The sequence below is a fragment of the Amycolatopsis sp. NPDC051102 genome (assembly GCF_040682815.1).
In the GTDB taxonomy this organism is placed as follows: Bacteria; Actinomycetota; Actinomycetes; order Mycobacteriales; family Pseudonocardiaceae; genus Amycolatopsis.
Genome location: NZ_JBFBBT010000002.1, coordinates 649,378 through 668,496 on the forward strand (window position 1 = coordinate 649,378; position 19,119 = coordinate 668,496).

General features: G+C 71.1%; 17 protein-coding genes and 1 pseudogene. 7 read left to right on the forward strand and 11 right to left on the reverse strand.

Annotated features, from left to right (window positions below; all coding sequences use genetic code 11):
• Positions 1-95 precede the first annotated feature (95 nt).
• Positions 96-1,289 carry an acyltransferase gene (locus AB0M93_RS08930; protein ID WP_364269982.1) on the forward strand — a complete coding sequence of 398 codons (1,194 nt, stop codon included), beginning with the start codon at positions 96-98 and terminating at the stop codon, positions 1,287-1,289.
• Here the strand turns inward: AB0M93_RS08930 and AB0M93_RS08935 are convergent.
• The 3 genes from AB0M93_RS08935 to AB0M93_RS08945 are packed head-to-tail and all read right to left on the reverse strand — an operon-like array spanning position 1,276 to position 3,871.
• Complete coding sequence (locus AB0M93_RS08935; RefSeq protein ID WP_364269984.1) at positions 1,276-1,758, reverse strand: hypothetical protein; 483 nt, start codon at positions 1,756-1,758, stop codon at positions 1,276-1,278. The genes AB0M93_RS08930 and AB0M93_RS08935 overlap by 14 nt on opposite strands.
• Positions 1,755-3,200: a HAMP domain-containing sensor histidine kinase gene (locus AB0M93_RS08940; protein ID WP_364269986.1), complete on the reverse strand. Its 1,446-nt coding sequence runs from the start codon at positions 3,198-3,200 to the stop codon at positions 1,755-1,757. Before AB0M93_RS08940 ends, AB0M93_RS08935 begins: the two co-directional genes overlap by 4 nt.
• Positions 3,197-3,871, reverse strand: a complete 675-nt coding sequence (locus AB0M93_RS08945) for a response regulator transcription factor (RefSeq protein WP_364269988.1) — start codon at positions 3,869-3,871, stop codon at positions 3,197-3,199. Before AB0M93_RS08945 ends, AB0M93_RS08940 begins: the two co-directional genes overlap by 4 nt.
• A 102-nt stretch (positions 3,872-3,973) precedes the next feature.
• On the opposite strand from AB0M93_RS08945, the gene AB0M93_RS08950 reads away from it, so the two are divergent.
• On the forward strand, positions 3,974-4,720 hold the full coding sequence (locus AB0M93_RS08950; RefSeq protein ID WP_364269990.1) for an SGNH/GDSL hydrolase family protein: 747 nt from the start codon (positions 3,974-3,976) through the stop codon (positions 4,718-4,720).
• A 49-nt stretch (positions 4,721-4,769) separates the two neighbouring features.
• Here AB0M93_RS08950 and AB0M93_RS08955 read toward each other — a convergent pair.
• Positions 4,770-6,312 (reverse strand): annotated as a pseudogene (locus tag AB0M93_RS08955) (FAD-dependent oxidoreductase).
• Positions 6,313-6,578: 266 nt separating this feature from the next.
• On the opposite strand from AB0M93_RS08955, the gene AB0M93_RS08960 reads away from it, so the two are divergent.
• From AB0M93_RS08960 to AB0M93_RS08975, 4 genes are all read left to right on the forward strand, one after another.
• Positions 6,579-6,707: a hypothetical protein gene (locus tag AB0M93_RS08960; protein WP_364269992.1), complete on the forward strand. Its 129-nt coding sequence runs from the start codon at positions 6,579-6,581 to the stop codon at positions 6,705-6,707.
• Positions 6,708-6,724: 17 nt separating this feature from the next.
• Entirely contained in the window at positions 6,725-7,867 is a 1,143-nt protein-coding gene (locus AB0M93_RS08965) for a histidine kinase (RefSeq protein WP_364269994.1), read from the forward strand.
• Positions 7,864-8,529, forward strand: coding sequence for a response regulator transcription factor (locus tag AB0M93_RS08970; RefSeq protein ID WP_364269996.1), 666 nt, complete (start codon positions 7,864-7,866; stop codon positions 8,527-8,529). The genes AB0M93_RS08965 and AB0M93_RS08970 overlap by 4 nt, the downstream gene beginning before the upstream one ends.
• 105 nt (positions 8,530-8,634) lie before the next feature.
• Positions 8,635-9,249 carry a hypothetical protein gene (locus AB0M93_RS08975; RefSeq protein ID WP_364269998.1) on the forward strand — a complete coding sequence of 205 codons (615 nt, stop codon included), beginning with the start codon at positions 8,635-8,637 and terminating at the stop codon, positions 9,247-9,249.
• Here AB0M93_RS08975 and AB0M93_RS08980 read toward each other — a convergent pair.
• From AB0M93_RS08980 to AB0M93_RS09000, 5 genes are all read right to left on the reverse strand, one after another.
• On the reverse strand, positions 9,206-10,354 hold the full coding sequence (locus tag AB0M93_RS08980) for an acyl-CoA dehydrogenase family protein (RefSeq protein ID WP_364270000.1): 1,149 nt from the start codon (positions 10,352-10,354) through the stop codon (positions 9,206-9,208). The two genes, AB0M93_RS08975 and AB0M93_RS08980, sit on opposite strands and share 44 nt — an antisense overlap.
• A 14-nt stretch (positions 10,355-10,368) precedes the next feature.
• On the reverse strand, positions 10,369-11,199 hold the full coding sequence (locus AB0M93_RS08985) for an SDR family oxidoreductase (protein WP_364270002.1): 831 nt from the start codon (positions 11,197-11,199) through the stop codon (positions 10,369-10,371).
• 26 nt (positions 11,200-11,225) lie between these two features.
• Complete coding sequence (locus AB0M93_RS08990; protein WP_364270004.1) at positions 11,226-12,806, reverse strand: nitrilase-related carbon-nitrogen hydrolase; 1,581 nt, start codon at positions 12,804-12,806, stop codon at positions 11,226-11,228.
• 78 nt (positions 12,807-12,884) lie between these two features.
• Positions 12,885-14,087, reverse strand: a complete 1,203-nt coding sequence (locus AB0M93_RS08995) for a lipid-transfer protein (RefSeq protein ID WP_364270006.1) — start codon at positions 14,085-14,087, stop codon at positions 12,885-12,887.
• Between the two features lie 26 nt (positions 14,088-14,113).
• A complete protein-coding gene (locus AB0M93_RS09000; protein WP_364270008.1) occupies positions 14,114-14,950 on the reverse strand; it encodes a MaoC/PaaZ C-terminal domain-containing protein in 837 nt (278 codons plus the stop codon).
• A gap of 155 nt (positions 14,951-15,105) precedes the next feature.
• Between AB0M93_RS09000 and AB0M93_RS09005 the strand changes: the two genes are divergently transcribed.
• On the forward strand, positions 15,106-16,095 hold the full coding sequence (locus AB0M93_RS09005; protein ID WP_364270010.1) for an AraC family transcriptional regulator ligand-binding domain-containing protein: 990 nt from the start codon (positions 15,106-15,108) through the stop codon (positions 16,093-16,095).
• Between the two features lie 10 nt (positions 16,096-16,105).
• Here AB0M93_RS09005 and AB0M93_RS09010 read toward each other — a convergent pair whose 3' ends face one another.
• Both AB0M93_RS09010 and AB0M93_RS09015 read right to left on the reverse strand, forming a co-directional pair.
• Positions 16,106-17,914, reverse strand: a complete 1,809-nt coding sequence (locus AB0M93_RS09010) for a long-chain fatty acid--CoA ligase (protein WP_364270012.1) — start codon at positions 17,912-17,914, stop codon at positions 16,106-16,108.
• Positions 17,915-18,115: 201 nt separating this feature from the next.
• Entirely contained in the window at positions 18,116-19,051 is a 936-nt protein-coding gene (locus AB0M93_RS09015) for an SDR family NAD(P)-dependent oxidoreductase (RefSeq protein ID WP_364270014.1), read from the reverse strand.
• Positions 19,052-19,119 lie beyond the last annotated feature (68 nt).

A 19,119-nucleotide genomic window follows, 5' to 3' on the forward strand; every position in this document is an offset into this window, starting at 1 on the left:
GGCCATCGTATCGCTGCCGGTGACCGCGCCGGCTGCGACCGGACTGCGACGGCACCGGGACCGCCCGCCGACACGAGCCCGGCACCGTCGGCGTCATGAACCGAGCCGAGGCCGTTCCGCTCACCACGGAACGCAAGCCGCACCTGCCCGCGCTGGACGGGTTGCGCGGGGTCGCGATCCTCGGTGTGCTGGTGTTCCACACCGGTCACCTGCCCGGGGGTTTCCTCGGGGTGGACCTGTTCTTCGCCCTGTCCGGGTACCTCATCACCGATCTGCTGCTGCGGGAGGCCGAGGCGACCGGCGCGGTGTCATTGACCGCGTTCTGGGGGCGCCGGATCCGCCGGCTGCTGCCCGCGTTGGCGACGATGCTCGCCGGGGTGACGGTGCTGGTGTGGGCGGTCGGACCGCCGGACCTGGTGCGGACGACCCTGGACGACGGCCCGTGGGTGCAGCTGAACCTGGTCAACTGGCACCTGCTCGCGCAGTCGGCGGGTTACTGGGACCGCTTCGGGGCGCAGCGGGTCTTCGAACACCTGTGGAGCATCGCCGTCGAGGAGCAGTTCTACCTGCTGTGGCCGCCGGTCCTCCTGGTCATCGCCCGATTCGCGAAACGGCCGGGCACCTGGGTCGCGGTGGTCGCGGCCGCGGCCTCGATCGGTTCGCTGGCGCTGATGGTCACGCTCGCCGGGCCGGGCGATCCGAGCCGGGTCTACACCGGCACCGACACCCGGGCGTTTTCCTTGCTGCTGGGCGCGGTCGTCGCCACCGAGCCGGTACGGGCCGCGCTGGCCCGGGCCGGCACGCGGTGGGCGGGCGCCGTGACGGCGTTGCTCGCGGCCGGCATCGGGATCTCGTGGTCGCTGGCGGACGGGACGACCTCGCGGTGGCTGTTCACCGGCGGGCTGTTCGCGCACTCGCTGGCCGCCGCGCTGCTGATCGGGCTGTGCGTGCAGGCGCCGCGAACGGGGGTGGCGAAAGCCCTGGCCTGGCCGCCGTTGCGGTGGCTCGGGCTGATCTCCTACAGCCTGTACCTGTGGCACTGGCCCGTGTTCGTGCTGCTTTCTCCGCAGATCGACGGCCTGCCCCAGACGTGGGCGGTGCTCGCGGTGTCCATCGGCTTGGCCACGCTGTCGAAGTACTTGGTCGAGGACCCGATCCGGTTCCGGGCCCGCTGGGCGCGCGGCCGGCGCGGGCCGGCGGCGTTCGCCGCGATCACCGCCGCGCTGGCCGTGCTGTGGGTGGTGCTGCCCGCCCCGGCCCCGGTCGTCGTCGACATCACCGGGCTGTGATCAGCGGGCAGGCCCGCGCCTGATCCGACTCGGGGGTGGGCTGGACGAACCGGACCTGCACCTTCGTGTGCCGGTCCCCGCCGGCCTGGACGTGGGCGCCCAGCGCGGTGCACACGATCTGGTCGATGCCCAGCGGGGTCACGTCGTGGATCGTCAGCGGCACCGAAAGCTGGAGCACGCCGGTCGTGGGCGTCACGGAGACCCTCGTGACCGGCGTCGGCGCGATCTCCGTGTGCAGGTCCGAGCCGCTGGGCACGCTCAGCAGCAGCGCCAGCGCCTCGGGGATCGAGCCGAGGTGACCGGTTCGCCGCAGCTCGGGCCGGAGCTGCTCGTGCGCGTCGACGAGGTACAGCGTCATCCCCGGCGCCACGCCCGTCGGGGCGTCGCCCCCGTCGGTCACGTCGGAGGCCTGCACCCCGCAGCCCGCGAGCAGGAAGACCACCACCACCGCCGGCCAGATCCGTTTCACGAGTCCTCCCGGTGCCGGGGCAGGGACAGCACGAACCGCGCGCCGCCGCCGTCGGCGTTGCCCGCGGTGAGGTCCCCGCCGTGCAGGCGGGCGTTCTCCAGGGCGATCGCCAGCCCGAGCCCGCTGCCCGGGGTGCGGGTGCGCGCGGCGTCGGCTTTGTAGAAGCGGTCGAACACGTGCGGCACCACGTGCGCGGGCAGCCCCGGCCCGCGGTCGGTGACTTCGATCCGCACGTCCTCGCCGGCCTCCGAAACGATCACCCGCACCGGCGGCTCTCCGTGCCGCAGCGCGTTGCCGACCAGGTTGGCCACGATGACGTCCAGCCGGCGCCGATCCAGCCGCAGCGAGATCCCCTCCGGTGCCACCACCTCGACCCGGTCCAGCCGGCCGCGGGCGCGCAGGCAGTCCCGCACGGCACCGGCCACGTCGACCTCCTCCACCCGCAGCTGCGCGGTGCCGGCGTCCAAGCGGGCCACCTCCATCAGGTCCTCGACGAGCCGGACCAGCCGGTGCGTTTCGACGATGGCCAGCTGCGCGGACTCCCGGGCGTCGGCCTCCATCCCGTCCGCCGAGGTCGCCAGGACCTCCACGACGGCCGTCAGCGTGCTCAGCGGGGTGCGCAGCTCGTGCGAGACGTCGGCGGCGAACCGCCGGGCGTCCCGCTGCATCCGGGCCATGGCCAGCATCGACGTCTGCACCGACTCGGCCATCTCGTTGACGGTGACGGTCAGTTCGGCCAGCTCGTCGGCGCCCTGGGGCGGCGACCGGGCGCCGAGGTCGCCGCCGGCCAGCCGGCGCGCCGTGTCCCGGAGTTCCCGCACCGGGCGCAGCACGCTGCCCGCGGCCAGCAGCGCCAGCAGCACCGCCAGCGGCAGCGCGAGTGCGGCGGTGGTGGTCGCGGACCGGGTGAGGCCGCCGATCTGCTGTTCGACGCCGGTCAGGTCGTGCACGGAGTACACCTCGATGCCGGAGGGGGTGCGTGCCCCGTCCGGCGCGGTGATCGTGATGGGCGTGCCGACCACCAGCCACGGCCGGCTCCCCGCCGTGATCCGCTGCGTGACGAGCCGGTTCCGGCTGCGCACGGCGGCGCGCAGCGTGCCGGGGACCAGATCGGTGCCGGTGCCCGCCGCGGACCGCAGGTTCCGGTAGGTCACCACGGTGTTCCCGCCGGCGGCCGTGCGCAGCCGGTCGAGCGCGTCCTGGTCCGGCGGGTAGGTCAGCTGCGGGGTGATCGCGCCGAGCCGGCCGGCGAGGCCCTCGGCGATCCGCTGCTGCGTCGAGGTGACCAGCGCGGTGCTCGCCGATCCGGCGCTGGACCAGGCCGCCGCGGCGGCGCCGAGCACGGTCACCAGCACGAACGCGACGAGCAGCCGCGCGCGCAGGCCACGCGGCCGGAGCCTCGTCCGCGGCCGGTGCCCGGTCTCCGGCGGCCCGGTCCTCACACCGGTCCGAACCGGTAGCCGAACCCGCGCACGGTCTGCACGTATTCCGGCGTCGCCGGATCGGCCTCGATCTTCGCCCGCAGCCGCTGCACGCAGTTGTCGACCAGCCGGGAGTCGCCGAGGTAGTCGTGCTCCCACACCTCTTCCAGCAGTTGCTGCCGGCTGAACACCCGGCCGGGCGCCCGTGACAACGTCAGCAGCAGCCGCAGCCCGGTCGGTGTCAGGGAGACCGGCTCGCCGCGCGACGACACGGTCAGCGATGTGGTGTCGATGCGCAGGTCGCGGTGCGCCCGCACGCCGTCCGGGGAGTTCGTGCCGCGGCGCAGCACCGCGCGGATCCGCGCGTCCAGCACGGCGGGCCGCACCGGCTTGACGACGTAGTCGTCCGCGCCCGCCGCCAAGCCGCCGACGACGTCGAAGTCGTCGCCGCGCGCGGTCAGCATGATCACCGGTACCGAGCCGGCCGCCCGGATGCGGCGGCAGACCTCGAAACCGTCGATGCCGGGCAGCATCAGGTCGAGCACCACCAGGTCCGGCGGGGCCGATCGGAACCCACGCAGGCCGTCCTCGCCGGTGTCCGCCGTGCGGACGTCGTGGCCGTGCCGGGCCAGCGCGAGCTCGAGCCCGCGCCGGAGCAAGGGGTCGTCTTCGATCAGCAGAATCGCCGCCACCCGTCCAGTATGGACAATCCGAGCCCGCCGGACCGGTTCTTGCGACACGACCGGGACAAGACGGCGGAAGCACGCGGACACAGCGGCAGCACCGTCGAAGCCATGAGCAAAACGCGAATTCCCCTCCTCGGCGTGGCCGGTCTGCTCCTGCTGACCACCGCCTGCTCCGGCGGGACCACGACGACCGGCGCGCCCGCACCGGCGTCCGGCTCCGGACCGGGCAAGGTGCTTTTCCTCGGTGACTCCGTCGCCGTGGGCGAGGCACTGCCCCTGGCCGCCGCGTTCAAGGCGAGCGGCGTCGACTTCCAGTCGATGGCCGCCGACGGCGGCGGAAACGTCGTCGGGCCGTTCTCCGAGGAGAACTGGCGGAAGCTGCCCGGCCAGATCACCGCTGCCCACCCCGCCGTGGTCGTCTACCAGCTGACCACGTACGACTGGGGCAGCCGGGAAGAGCAGCAGGCCGCCTACGGCAAGCTGTCGACGACGGTCACCGGGGCGGGCGCGAAACTGGTCTTCGTCACGACTCCCCCGATCAAGCCCGACGACTTCTACCAGCCGCACCTGGCCGACCTGAACCGCGCGCCCGAGGTCGCCCGCGCGATCGCTTCCGCGGGCAAGGCCACGGTCCTCGACGCGGGCACGGTGTGGGGCAGCACCTACCAGCAGGTCAAGGACGGCAAGGCGGACCGCAGCGCCGACGGGATCCACACCTGCCCCCAGGGCGCCGCCCGTTTCACCAGCTGGCTGCTCGCCGAGCTGGCGAAGCTGTTCCCCGGCTTCGTCCCGGCACCGGCGCAGTCGTGGGCCAACACCGGCTGGTCCGCGGACAACCACTTCACGGGCTGCTGAGGCGCTTTTTCCGGGCCGGCTCAACGGAAGTCATCCGGGGCGGCGCACGTCAGGCGCTCCGGCTGACGCCGGCCCGGTCCAGGTAGTCCCGCACGGCAGTCCTGCTCGCGCCGGGTGCGCGCAGCGCGAGGTAGCCGTCAGGCCGCACCAGGACGAGGGTGTCCCCGGTGACGCCGTACGCGGTCCGCGCGTGCCCCTCGGCGTCCACCAGATCCGCGCCGCTGCCCGGCGCGCCGACCGACACCGGCTTGATGAGTCCATTGTGGGCGGTGACGGCGTCCTGCAGTGGACCGGCGCAGGACTCGCCGAAGCCGAGCAGGGTGAAATGCGGGCCGCGGAAGGCGTCGAACAGCCGCCGTGGTGTGCCGGAGCTGTCCACGCAGGGCGCGTCGGGTGCACGATCACCGGCGCTCGGTCCGCTCCCGGCGTCGCCTTCGACGGACAGCGAGCCGGCCCGGTAGCCGAGCTCGAGCTGCTGGCCGTCCGGGTGCGCGCCGTCCGCGATGTCCGCGCTGCCACGGTCGGCGAACCGCTCCGCGACCCTGCGCAGCCCCTCGGTACTCACGCCGAGCGTCCACGAGGCGACCGGAAGCCGCTCCTCCTCGTAACTGTCCAGCAGCGACTGCCGGGCGCCGGAACACACCATGGCGAGCTTCCAGCCGAGGTTGTACGCGTCCTGGACGCCGGTGTTCATGCCGAGGCCGCCGGCCGGCGGGTGCACGTGCGCTGCGTCGCCGGCCAGCAGCACCCGGCCCACCCTGAACCGGTCGGCCATCCGCACGTTCACCCGGTACGTGGACAGCCAGCTCGCCTTCGCGAGCCGGATGCCGTGCCCGCCGGCGACATCCTCCACGAGCCGCCGGAAGTACGGCAGCGAGGGTTCGGGGAGGCTGCCCCTCCGCGCCGAAGCCGCCGAACGGTATGGCCTGCAGTTGCCAGGACCGCTCGTGGCGGAACGGGCACAGGGCCAGGAACCCGCGCCGGCGGACGGTCCACTGGTACCAGGCGTCCGGTTCGAGCCCGTCGAGCTCGACGTCCCCGAGCAGCATGGCCTGCTCCCCGCTCTCGCCCTCGAAGCGCACGCCGAGTGCCTTGCGCACGGTGCTGCGGCCGCCGTCGCAGCCGACCAGGTAGCGCGCAGCCATCCGCTCGCCGGTGTCCAGCACCGCCTGCACACCGTTCGCGGACTGGCTGAACCCGGCGAGGCCCGCGGCCAGTTCCACCCGCACGCCGTCCTCGGCGAGCCGCGCGCGCAGGATCCGCTCGATCCGCCACTGCGGGATCAGCAGCCCGCCGTCGTAGGGCCGATCCGGGGTGGGCACCCACTGGGCGTGCGGGTCGGTCTCGGCAACCAGGTCGCCGTCGAGGTACCGCCGGTGTGGCAGGTGCCGGAACCCGTGGTGCAGCACCTCGTCGGCGACACCGAGGTCGTCCAGCACCTCCTGGGTGCGTGCGGTGAGCCCCTTGCCGCGCGACCCGGGGAAGTGCTCGCCCGTCCGGTCGACGATGCGCATGTCGACGCCCCGGCGGGCCAGCTCGACGGCCAGCGTGAGCCCGGTGGGTCCGGCGCCCGCGATCAGGACGTCGGTCACCGGTCGGCGTCCCGACGCACGGCCGGCGCCGATGCGGCGTGCATGCTCGCCATCCCACCCTCCCTGACCCCGTGTCGTCACCGAGGCGATCGGCGGTGACGCTAGCCGGTTTCCGGGCAGGGTGTCCTCGTGCCGGAGGTGGAGATCGGGGTGGAGACCAGCCCGGGAAATCTCCACCGCGGTTCCTCCCGCGAACCGACGACACACCGGGGCGGTGTTCGTAGCGTCGTCGTCAACGGACAGTGACTTTCGAAGGAGAACCACCCATGTTGATCGGATCCCTGCTGGCTGCCGCCGGCCTGTTCACCGGTGTGCCCATCGCGGTGTGGCTGACCGTGGCTGTCCTCGCCGTGGTGGGCGTGGTGGCCTTCAGGATCCGGAGGCGCCGGCGGTGATGATGACGGGGCAAGGGGTGCCACGGCGATGGTGGCCGGTGCGGCTGGGTGCCGGCCTGGCCGGACTCGGCGGCATCGTCTACGGCATCAACGCCCGCCCACCGGGATGGGGTCTTCACGGTCAGGCACTGGCCGTGCTGGTCTGCGTCGTGGTCGCCTGCCTGGCCTGGCTGGTCAGGACCGTCACCGTCCATCTCGGCAATCAGCACCGCACCCTCACCACGACCGCCCCCGGCGGGGCGCTGGTCACCGCAGGTGGCCTGCTCATGAGCATCGCCCCCATGCCCCCGGCGCTGGCCCTGGCCGCCATGGGAGCGTTCACCGCAGCCGTGGAGCTGACACCCGCACTGGCCACGACCCTGACCGCCGCCGGCGTCCTCGTCGCGGCCGTCGGCACCGCTACGATCAACCACCAGTGGGTGGCCTTCGCGGGCTACTCCGGCGGGCTCGTGGCGATCACCCTCGCGGGGTTCAACCGCCGCCAGTACAAACAACGCCTCGGCCAGGCCGAGCAACTGCTCACCCAGACCCGCATCGCCGCCGCCGCCGGCACCCGGGCCGCCGCACTGGAAGAACGCACCCGCATCGCCCGCGACATCCACGACGTGCTCGCGCACTCCCTCGGCGCAGTGGCCGTGCAACTCGACGCCGCCGACGCGCTCCTCGAGGCCGGCACCGACACACCACGAGCCCGGCACCACGTCCAACGCGCCCGGCACCTGACCGTGGACGGTCTCACCGAAGCCCGCCGCGCCATCAGCGCGCTACGCAACGACGCCCCACCTCTTGGCGACCAACTCTCCGCGTTGGTCGCCGGCCACCACAACGACGCCGCCACGCTCACCATCTCCGGCGAGCCCCGCCCGCTCCCGGCGAACGCCGCCCTCACCATCTACCGCACCGCGCAGGAAGGCCTCAGCAACGCGCGCAAACACGCCCCCGGCCAGCCGGTGACCCTGCAGGTGCACTACCACCACGACAACGTCGCAGTCACCATCACCAACCCCACCAGCACCACCGCCGACGGGAGCACACTCCGCGCCACCGGCGGCGGCTACGGGCTGACCGGGCTGGCCGAGCGCGCCACCCTGCTCGGGGGCACACTCACCGCGGGACAAGACGCAACCCACTGGAGCCTGCAGTTGTGGTTACCGACATGACCACCCCTGACCGCCCGACGCTGCGGGTCGTCGTCGCCGACGACCAAGCCGCCGTCCGCGAGGGCCTCGTCACCCTGCTCGACCTCCTCCCCGACATCGCCGTCGTCGGCGCCGCCGCCGACGGCGACCACGCCGTCACCCTCGTCGGACAACACGCCCCCGACGTGGTCCTCATGGACCTGCGCATGCCCGGCGTCGACGGCATCGCAGCCACCCGGCGCATCCACGACCACCACCCCGCCACGAAAATCGTCGTGCTCACCACCTACAGCGACGACACGTCCATCCTCGACGCCCTGCGCGCCGGCGCACTGGGCTACCTCACCAAAGACGCCGGCCGCGACCACATCGCGCAAGCCATCCGCACCGCCGCCGCAGGACAAGCCGTCCTCGACCCCACCGTCCACGCCCGCCTGCTCGCCGCCACCGCGCACGCCCCGGACACGCCACCGTCGACACCACCAGACGGGCTCACCGCCCGCGAAACCGAAGTCCTCACCCAACTCGCGGCCGGACACTCCAACACCGAAATCGCCCGGCAGCTCTTCGTCAGCGAAGCAACCGTCAAAACCCACATCAACCACATCTACGCCAAAATCGGCGCCGCCGACCGCGCCCAAGCCGTCCGCTACGCCTACCGGCACCGCCTCATCCAGCCATGAGCCACCAGGCTCCTCCCGTGCGTCCGGGTTCGTGCACGCGTGCGGTTGTCTCGCGGTAAGGATTCGGTAAGTAGCCGGCGTCGGCAAAGCGGATACGGTCAGGCGATGGCTCGCTCGCGATGGCTGCCCGCTGCCGGTCACGCCCTGCCCGGTCTGATACTGGCCGGGTTCGGTGTCGCACACCCCTTGGTGCTGGACACCGCGAGCGCACCGTGGTGGGCGTCCCTGCACGTCGTCCTGCTGCCCGTTTTCCCCCTGCTCGCAGCAGCCCAATGGCACTTGCTCTCGTCGGCACCCCGGCCGTTGCGCTCGGCGGGTCGAGTGGCGGCGTTCGGGTTCGCGGCTTTCTACGGCGGACTCGACGCCGTGGCCGGCATCGCGGCGGGCACAGTGGTCCACGCGCAGCACGGTGTGACCCCGATCGTCGGGGCGGTGTTCGACATCGGCGACACACTCGGCCACGTCGGCGCGGCCTGCTTCCTCGCGGCCAACTTGCTGCTGATCACCGCAGCGGTACGGAGCGCGTCGTGGCGTGCTGTCCCGGGTGCCGTGATCCTGCTGTCCGCGAGTGTCTCCTTCTTCGACAGCCACATCTTCTGGCCGCGAGGCGTGTTCACGATGCTCGGCATCGCCGCGGGCATGTTCCTTATCTCCCTGACATCCGGCTCGGCCTTGGTCACGGCGCCAGCTTCAACGCGCGACCGACGATCTCCTTCATGATCTCCGTAGTACCTCCGTAGATCCTCGAAACCCGGGCGTCGGCATACGCGCGGGCGATCGGGTATTCGAGCATGTACCCGTATCCGCCGTGCAGTTGCACGCACGCGTCGACCACACGTCCTTGCAGCTCCGTGCTCCACCACTTGGCCTTCGCCGCGTCCACCGCGGAGAGCTCGCCCGCGTTGAGCTCTTCCACGCATCGATCGAGGAAGTGCTGCGCCAGGTCGAGTTCGGTGTCCATCTCGGCCAGGCGGAACCTGGTGTTCTGCAACGCGCCGATCGGGGCGCCGAAAGCGTGCCGCTCCCTGACGTGGGCGAGTGTCGCCGTGAACGCCGTGCGTGCCTGCGCCACCGCTCCGATCGCCACGGAAAGCCGCTCCTGGACCAGGTTGGCCGTGAGCCCGGTGAATCCGGCGCCCTCGGCGCCGAGGCGGTTGGCCACCGGGACCCGGACGTCGACCAGCGACAACTCGGCGGTGTCCTGCGCGTGCTGGCCGAGCTTGTCCAGGTTGCGGCCACGGGTGAAGCCGGTCATCCCCCGTTCGACCACCAGCAGGCTGAGTCCGCGGCGAGGATCGTCTCCGGTGCGCACCGCGGTGACGACGAGGTCGGCGTTGATCCCGTTGGTGATGAACGTCTTGGTCCCGTTGACGACGTAGTGGTCACCTTCCCGGCGGGCCGTGGTCCGGATTCCGGACAGGTCGGAGCCGGTGCCGGGCTCCGTCATCGCCACCGCCGCGATCGTCCGGCCGGTCGCGATACCCGGGAGCCACCTCGTGCGTTGTTCCCCGGTCGTGAGGTGCAGGAGGTAGGGCAGGACCACGTCGGCTTGCAAGGACGGACCTGCCATGGCGGGGGCGACGCCGAGGGCGGCCGACTCTTCGAGGACCACCGCGTTGAAGCGGAAGTCGCTGATCCCGGCACCGCCGTAGGTCTCCGGAACCGCGGCGAACATGCCGAGAGAACCGGCCGTCACGAACAGATCACGCGGGACGATGCCGGCCCGCTCCCAGTCCGGGTAGTGCGGGACGACCGCCCTCTCCAGCATCGTCCGCACACTCTCGCGATACGTTTCGTGATCGGCTTCGAACAAGGTGCGTCGCATGGTCGTGTCCGCTTTCAGAGAGTCATCCCGCCGCCGCAGACGAGGGTCTGCCCGCTCACGTAGTCCGATTCCGGCAGGCACAGCAGGGAAACCGCGCCGGCGGCTTCCGCCGGCGTGCCGGTGCGGCCCAGCGGGATCATCCGTTCGGCCGCCGCGAGCAGTTGCGGGTTCACCCCGACCTTGATGTCCCGGCCCTCGACGTTGATCGTGCTGTCGCCGTCGGCTGACGCGTCCGTCAACCGCGTGCGGATGAAGCCGAACGCCACGGCGTTGACGGTGACGTTGTACCGGCCCCATTCCTTGGCGAGCGTCTTGGTCATCCCGAGAATGCCGGCCTTCGCGGTGGAATAGTTGACCTGACCGGCATTACCGCCCGTGCCGGCGAGGGAAGAGATGTTGACGACCTTGCGGCAGAGGACGGGGTCGCCGGCATCCCGGGCTTTGCGGACCGCCGCCGCGATCACCGGCTGGGCCGCGCGCAGGATGCGGAAGGGCGCGGTCAGGTGCACGTCGATGATGGCTTCCCACTGCTCGTCGGTCATCTTCTGGATGACCGAATCCCAGGTGTAGCCGGCGTTGTTGACGATGATGTCCACGCCGCCGAACGTGTCGACCGCCGTGTTGACGAACCTCTGCGCGAACGCGGGGTCGGTGACGCTGCCGGCACACGCGACAGCCACCCCGCCGCGGGCTTCCACCTCCTTGGCCACTTCCAGAGCCGGCTCGTCGTCCAGGTCGTTCACCACGACGCGGGCGCCGTCGGCGGCCAGCTTGAACGCGATCTCCCGGCCTATCCCCCGACCGGCTCCGGTCACCAGTGCGGTGCGTCCGTCCAGCTTTCCCATGATTTGAGTCCTTTCCGTCCCCGAATTCACGTTGTTTTCCTTCGCGGCCGCCGGACGGCCAGGCCGATCGCCCCCACGGTCAGCGCCGCACACAGCCAGGAGAAGGCATCACCGATCACCCGGTACACGGTGACCGCGCCCCTTGTCGGCACATCCGTGATCCACGGCTGGTTGTCGCCGGTCGTGGTGTCCTGCTGGGACAGCACGTGCCCTTGCCGGTCGAAGGCCTGTGACGAGCCGTTCACGTCCGACCGGACCAGGGCGTAGCCGTTTTCGACCGCGCGCAGGCTCGCCATCTGGGTGTGGATGCGACCCATCTCGGGCCAGTCACCCCCGGGGACGAGCATGATGTCCGCCGCCACGTGCGCCCCGGCGGGGAAGTCGGCGTCGTAGCAGATGATGTTGGACAGGCGGCCGTACGGGGTGTCGGCCACCGGGACCGCCCCGGTGCCCGGGACGTACCGCTCCAGACCGGGAATCGGATGGTGCTTCTGGTAGGTCCACAGCACCCGGCCGTCCGGGCCGAGCAGGACCGTCTGATCGCGTCCGTAAGCCGGTGCGTCGTGGGTGTAGACGTTCGCCGCGACGTTGAGGTAGATGCCTTCTTGCTGAGCGAGCGCGCCCGCCTGGGCGAGGAACGCCGGTTCGTCCTCGGCTCGCATCCGGGCCGAGTTCTCCGACCAGAAGACGATCTTCGCGCCTGATCGCGCCGCCTTCCGGGTGTCGGCGAAGAGCTGAGTGTTGATCACGTCCGAGGCCGCGCGCACTTTCGCCGTGTCGAGTTTGGACACCGCCTCGAGATCGGTGGGAACCGCACCCAGGATTCGTTCGGCCGACGACAGCGAAGCCGAGCTCGGGTTGATGCCCGCGATGCGCACGGTCGGCGAGCTCGGTGCGGGCACGAACGCCAGCCACGCCTGGCCGAGCACGATGACTGTGGCCAGCACCGCGGCGACGATGACGACCGGCCTCGTACCGCGCCACGACGGGCCGTGCTCCCAGAAGTGGTTGGCGGCGGTGGCGACCAAGCCGACCAGGAAGGTGATCGAGTAGGGGCCGAAGACGGAAATGACCTGGAGCAAAGCCAAGTTCTCGTGCTGGGTCACCGCCAGCAGACCGTAGGCCGTGCCGAACGGGTTGAAGCTGCCGAGCAGGTAGGCGGCCGTGGTCAGCGCGAGCGGGAAGGTGAGCAGCCGGCCGGCCCATCCCAGCCGGGGAGCCACCAGGCGATCCGCGAGGTAGGGCAGCACGACCACGGCCGAGAGGAACACCACCCCGACGACCACCAGGGGCGTCAGCGGAACCGCGAGCTGCACGGCCCAGAAGAGGCCGCCGGCGATCAGCACCAGCAACACCGACGCGAGGCCGCGAACCGGCCGGCTGACCCGGAGGAACCGCAGCAGGAAGACCGGGAAGAACCACACGGCCAGTGCGACGTCCCACCGGCCACCGAGGGCGAACAGGTGCAGGATCAGCCCCAGGGCGAGCCAGAGGTGCCGACGGTGCGGCGAGAGCCTGAGCGCCGGGCCGTCATCGGCTTGGCGGACGGAGCCGAGCAAGCGGCGGATGCCGCTCGGTGGCGCGCTATCGATGGTGTCGGTCGACATGACGGCTCCCGATCTGGCTTGGCAGGTAGGCGGAATTCGAGGGGGTGCACTGGGCCGCGCGGCCGTCCGGTGGCGCGATCATCGCTCGGCCGGCCGGTAGGCGGTCACCACGGCGGCACCGCCGAGCCCGATGTTGTGCGCCAGTGCGACACCGGATCGGTTCGCCGCGGCCGGAACCTGACGCTTCCCGGCTGTCCCGCGCAGCTGCCACGTCAGCTCGGCACACTGCGCGAGTCCCGTCGCGCCGAGGGGGTGTCCCTTCGAAATCAAGCCTCCCGACGGATTCACCACCCACGTGCCACCGTAGGTCGTCCGCCCCGCGTCGACGAGCTCGCCGCCTTCGCCCGGTGCGCACAGCCCGAGAGCTTCGTACGTCAGCAGTTCGTTCGTCGAGAAGCAGTCGTGGAGCTCGATGACGTCCACGTCCTCGGGACCGATGCCCGCCTGGTCGTACACCCGCTGTGCCGCGGTCCGGGACATGTGCGCTCCGACGATCGCGGCCGCGGTGCCGTCGAAGGTGTCTTCCCCGTCCGTCACCAGCGACTGACCCACCACCTCGATCGCCTGCGGTGCGAGGCCGTGGCGGTCGACGAATTCCTCACTCGCCAGGATCGCCGCGGCCGAGCCGTCCGAGGTCGGCGAGCACTGCAGCTTGGTGAGCGGGCCGACGATCGTCGGCGCGGCCAGGATTTCGTCGAGGGAGAACTCGCGCTGGAACTGCGCGAACGGGTTGTCGACCGAATGCCGGTGGTTCTTGTGCGCGATCTTCGCGAACTGCTCGGCGGTCGTGCCGTACTTCTCCATGTGCTCCTGGCCGGCGGCGGCGAACATCCACGGAGCCATCGGCGCACCGGGTCCGCGCACCTCCGCGAGGGCGCGCACGTGCCGGGACAGCGGCCCTTCCCGATCCGGCCAGACTTCCGAGAGCGAGCCGGGCGACATCTTCTCGAACCCGACGGCCAGGACGCAGTCGGCGAGTCCGCCCTTGATCGCCCGCCCGGCCAGCCACAGTGCCGATGATCCGGTGGCGCAGTTGTTGTTCACGTTGACGACCGGCACGCCGGTCTCACCCAGTTCGTAAACGGCGCGCTGTCCGCTGGTGGAGTCGCCGTAGACGTACCCCGCGTACACTTCCTCGACGGCCGAGTAGTCGAGGCCGGCATCGTTGAGCGCTGCGCTCCCGGACTCGGCCACCATCGCCGGGTAGTCCCAGCCTTCGCGTCGCCCCGGCTTTTCGAACTTCGTCATCCCGACCCCGATGACGAACACCTTGCGTGGCATGTCATTCTCCTGTCTTTCGGGCTCGGTCAATCAGCGAATTCGGCTCGGCCGTCGGTGAGAAGGCGCGCACCTTCTCCGTTGACCGTGGTGAAGGCGTACTGGTCCGCCCCGAGCGACCAGACGCGAGTATTGATCGCCTGGCCGGGCCGGCCGGGGGCGCTGAACCGCACCGCCAGCCGCCGCAGCCTGCGCGGGTCGTCCGCGGCGAACGACTCGATCAGCGCGTGGGAAGCGAAAGCCATCGTGCACAACCCGTGCACGATGATGCCGGGCAGCCCGACCCGACGCGCGAAGTCCTCGTCGAGGTGGATGGGCATGCTGTCCCCGGACGCCTTCGCGTACCGGAACGTCTGGTCGTCGTCGAACTTCTGGCCGATGGTGGCTACGGCGTCCAGGTCCTGCACGCCTTCCGGCATGCCGTGGGCGGGTGCGGTCCTCCCGACGTCGCCGGTGTGCTCGGCCTCGCGGAAGAACGCCGTGAAGTACTGTTCGTTGACCAGCTCCGCTGCTTCGTCGCGCGTCTCCACGACCGTGGTCACCACGACCCCGGACCGTCGCGAGTGGACGCCGACCACCTGCGCCCGGGTCGTCAGGACGTCGCCGGGCACGATGGGCCTGCGGATGTGGATGTCGTGCTGCCCGTGCAGGATCTTGCCGGCGACTTCCTCGGGCACGAGCGCGAGGGTCTGGCCGGCCATGGCCGAGAAGCCCGGTACGACCGCGAAGACCGGCGGAGCGACGGTTCCGTCCAGGTGCGCGGCAATCGGGTCGTTGGTGGCTTCGGCGTAGGCGACGGTCCGGTCGGCAGTGACGCGGAACTCAGTCGGGTCGCTCCAGAGGCCGACCCGGTTGGTGGTGAACATGTCCCGTACGTTAAGGACCGGCCGCGCTCTTTCCGAGAACCGTGCCTAGCGCATATGGAGACCGTCGCGCGCACGGCCGGACCCGGTGTCACCCCGCCGGAGGACATCCGCTCGGCGTGTGGGCCCGCGGATCGACCTGGAGTTATATTGCGGGCGTGAGCGGTTCGACGCTGCCGGGCGACATCGTCCGGCGACTGGTGCGCATCGGCGAGCAACGTGGCTTGGACGTCGCCTCGATGCTGCGCCGGACGGGGATCCCGGTCGACGGGTCGGGCCGGCCGCTCACCACGAGAACCACGCCGACGCAGGTGGCCGAGCTGACCCAGGAGCTGTGGATCCTGACCGGGGACGAGCTTTTCGGCCTCGGCCCGGCCGCGCCGAGAGGCCTGTTCCAGCTCGTGATGCGTTCGGTGATCCACGCGCCCGACCTGCAGGCCGCTCTCCAGCGGCTGACGGAGGCCGGGAAGGTGCACCCCGGGATGCCCGGGCTGGCGGTGTCGGTGGACGGCGGGACTGTCCACGTCGAAATCGACATCAGCCGGCTGGACGACCCCGATCACCTCGGTGCCGAACTCCTGGCCACGCTCATGCACCGCGTGCTGGGCTGGCTCGTCGGGCGCCGGATCGGCCTGCAGGACCTGCGGCTGCCGTGGCCGGCGCCGGAGTACGCGGCCGACTACGAGCGCGTGTTCGGCCGGCACCCGGATTTCGACGCCGACCGGCTCAGCTTCGCCTTCGACGAGCGCCTGCTGAGCTTGCCCTTGGTGCGGGACGAAGACGAACTCGCGGACTACCTCCGTGACCAGCCGAACGTCTGGTTCACCACCCGCGACTACGGATCGTCGACGGCCGACCACGTGCGCCGGGTCCTCGAGCGCGGCCTCCGGGGGCACTGGCCGTCCCCGGACACCATCGCCGCCCAGCTCAACGTGAGCACCCAGCACCTGCGCCGGCTGTTGCACGGCGAGCACACTTCGATCGGTCAGATCAAGGAGGACATCCTCCGCGACGCCGCCATCGCGAGCTTGGCCCGCGGTGAAGAGTCGATCGTGGCGCTGGCACGACGTCTGGGCTTCTCCGAAGCCAGTGCTTTCCGCCGCGCGTTCCGTCGTTGGACGGGGCAGCCGCTCAGTGCGTACCGGTGACCGGTCCTGGTCACCCCGCCGACGGCGACTTGGCCGCGTACATCGCATCGATGTCGGCTGCGTACTTGTCGATGATGTTGTGCCGCCTCAGCTTGTTCGTCGGCGTCAGCTCGTCGCCACCGGGAGACCAGCTGTCCGGCAGGATGTGGAAGTACTTGATCTGTTCGACGCGGGACAGCGTGGCGTTGGCCGCCAGGACGCCCGCCTCGACTTCCGCGCGCACCTCGGGCGTCGCCGCCAGGGCGGCCAAGTCGTGCTCGCCCGGCAAGCGCCGCTCGGCCGCGAACTTCCGGGCCGCGTCGACGTCGAGGGTGACCAAGGCGACCACGTAGGGGCGCCGGTCGCCTACTGCGACGACGGAATCGGCCAGCGAACACGAAGCCAGGACGGCGTTCTCGATGTTGGCGGGCGACATGTTCTTCCCGGACGCATTGATGATCAGCTCCTTCTTGCGGTCGACGATCGTGACGTACCCGTCCGCGTCGACAGTGCCGACGTCGCCGGTGTTCAGCCACCCGTCGGGGCCGAGTGCTTCCGCGGTCTTCGCCGGATTCCCGCGGTAGCCCCGCATCAGGGTCGGGCTGCGCATCAGCAGCTCACCGTCCTCGGCCACCTTCACCTCGATGCCGGGCATCGGTCTCCCGACCGTCCCCGGCCGGACCGCGCCCGGCCGGTTGATCGCTCCCCCGGCGGCCGACTCCGACATCGCCCAGCCCTCGCAGAGCTCGATGCCCAGGCTGAGGAAGAACCAGACGATCTCCGGGGCGATCGGGGCCGCACCGGTGGCGGTCAGCACGGACTCGTCCAGGCCGATCCGGGTGCGCAGCCGGCGCAGCACCAGCCGGTCGGCGAGCGCGCGCCGGAAGGCGAGCCCGGCGGGGATCGGGCGTCCGGCGGCTTGCCGTTCCGCGACGGCGCGGCCCGTGGCGACGGCCCACTCGGCCAGGCGACGGCGCGAACCGGGTTGCGCCGCGATCGCCTGACCGAGCGCCGTTTGGATCTTGTGCCAGAACGCCGGGACGCCGAGGAAGACCGTCGGCCGCACGGCCGGGAGCACCGCGGCGATCGTCTTGAGGTCGGCGACGGTGACGACGGTGGCGCCACCGGCCATCGCCAGGTAGTGGCTGAAGTAGCGATTCGCCACGTGGGCGTCGGGAAGGTACGAAATCAGGCGCCCCCCGTCAGCGCCGGCGGTCATCTCCGGCAGGGTCAGCCCGCTGCGGAGCGACTCCAGGATCGCGCGGTGCTCCAGTTCCACTCCCTTCGGCGGCCCGGTCGTCCCCGACGTGTAGATGATCGTGGCGAGGTCGTCCGGGCCGACAGCACGCCAGGTGGCCTCGAAGTCGAACTCATCGGGCCTTTGTGCCTCGAGTTCGGCCAGGGAGATGGTGCCTGCAACGCCGTCGTCCACGCAGATGATGCGCTCCACGGCCCCGCCGGCCGCCCTGATCGTGTCCACCCATTGCCGTTCCGTGACCACCACCCGGTTGCCGGCGTCGGAGAACAGGTACCCGATCTGGGCGGCGGGGCTCGTGTTGTAGATCGAAAACGGAACGGCGCCCAGGTGCAACGCCGCTGCGTCCACGAGGTGGAACTCGGGCCGGTTGGTCAGCATGATCGCCACCGTGTCCCCCCGGCGGACACCCAGTGCGGCCAGGCCGCCGGCGATCCGCTCCACGCGCTCGGCGTACCGCCCCCAGGTCAGCTCCACAGCGCCGTCGGAACTGCGCAGGGCGATCCGATCCCGGCACCGCACCGCCGTTCGCTGGAAGAGTCCGGGCAGCGTCTGCCCCGCGTGCAATCCGTCACCGGCGACCACGAGCGTGCGACCTCCTCGTCTCGGTGCTGCATCAGTCCCACCACCGGAAGCCGGTTCCGGTGGTCCGGGATGGACAATCATCCGGCACCAGCACCGGGGTCGCCCAGGACCGCAGCGCGCCGCATGCGGGACCTCCGCGCGCAACCGAGCCAGCAGTCGCTTCGGCTCGCCGGTACACCTCTTGAGGCGGCGCCGACCGCGCTACTTGCCGGATTCTCCGGCTGCCTGCTTCACCGCCTCGGCGAAGGTGAGAGGCGGCCGCTGCAGGATGCGCCGGATGGGGCGGGGGTCGCCGACCGAATCGGTGTCGAGGCCTTGCAGGAACGCACGCAGGGAACCACGGGGCATCCGGCTGATCCGTTCGAGCAGCGGGGCGGCGAGGGTCAGCGGCCACCGCGGGAAGTGGAGTTTGACGGTGCGGCCCCGCCCGAGCACGCCGGCGGCGAGGTCCACCATCTGGTTGTAGCTCAAGGTCTCGTCGCCGCCGACGTCGAAGGCGTGGCCGAAGGTTTCCGGCTGGTCCAGCGAGGCGACCAGGTAGTAGGCGAGATCGGTCACGGCGATGTGCTGGAAGTGCCGCTTGCCGTTGCCGAGCAGAACGGCGACCGGGCGCCGGGCCCGGCTCATCAGGACGCCGAACCCGCGTCCGCCGTCGCCGACGATCATGCCGGGGCGGAAGATGGTCGCGTCGAGGCCGCTGTCGAGGAGGTACTGCTCGGCCTTCCAGCGGCCGCGCGTCCACGCGTTTTCGGCGTCGGGGCGGACACCGAGGAAGGTGACGTAGACGATCCGGCCGACGTCGTTGGCCCGGCAGCCGGCGACGATGTTCCGCAGGCCCTCGAGTTCGGTCTCGACGAAGTCGGGCGAAGAGTCCGTCCCGCCGGCCTGCGGGAGCAGCGTGTGCACGCACACGAAGACGGCGTCCACCGAGTCCAGTGCGCGCACCATGGACCCGGCGTCGGTCATGTCGGCCTTGACGACCTCGCACCCCCGTGCGGCGAGGTCGGCGACCGCCTCGGGTCTCCGTGCGGCGCAGCGCACGCGGTAGCCCTTCTCGAGCAGTTCAGCGACCGCGTGCCGTCCGACGAATCCGGACGCCCCGATCACGAGCACCGTGGAGATGTTCCGGGAATTCATGCTGTCAGCCTATGCCAGTGTGGCAGCGACTGCCAACAGGGCTGAGACTGTCGCGGGGCACTTTTCCG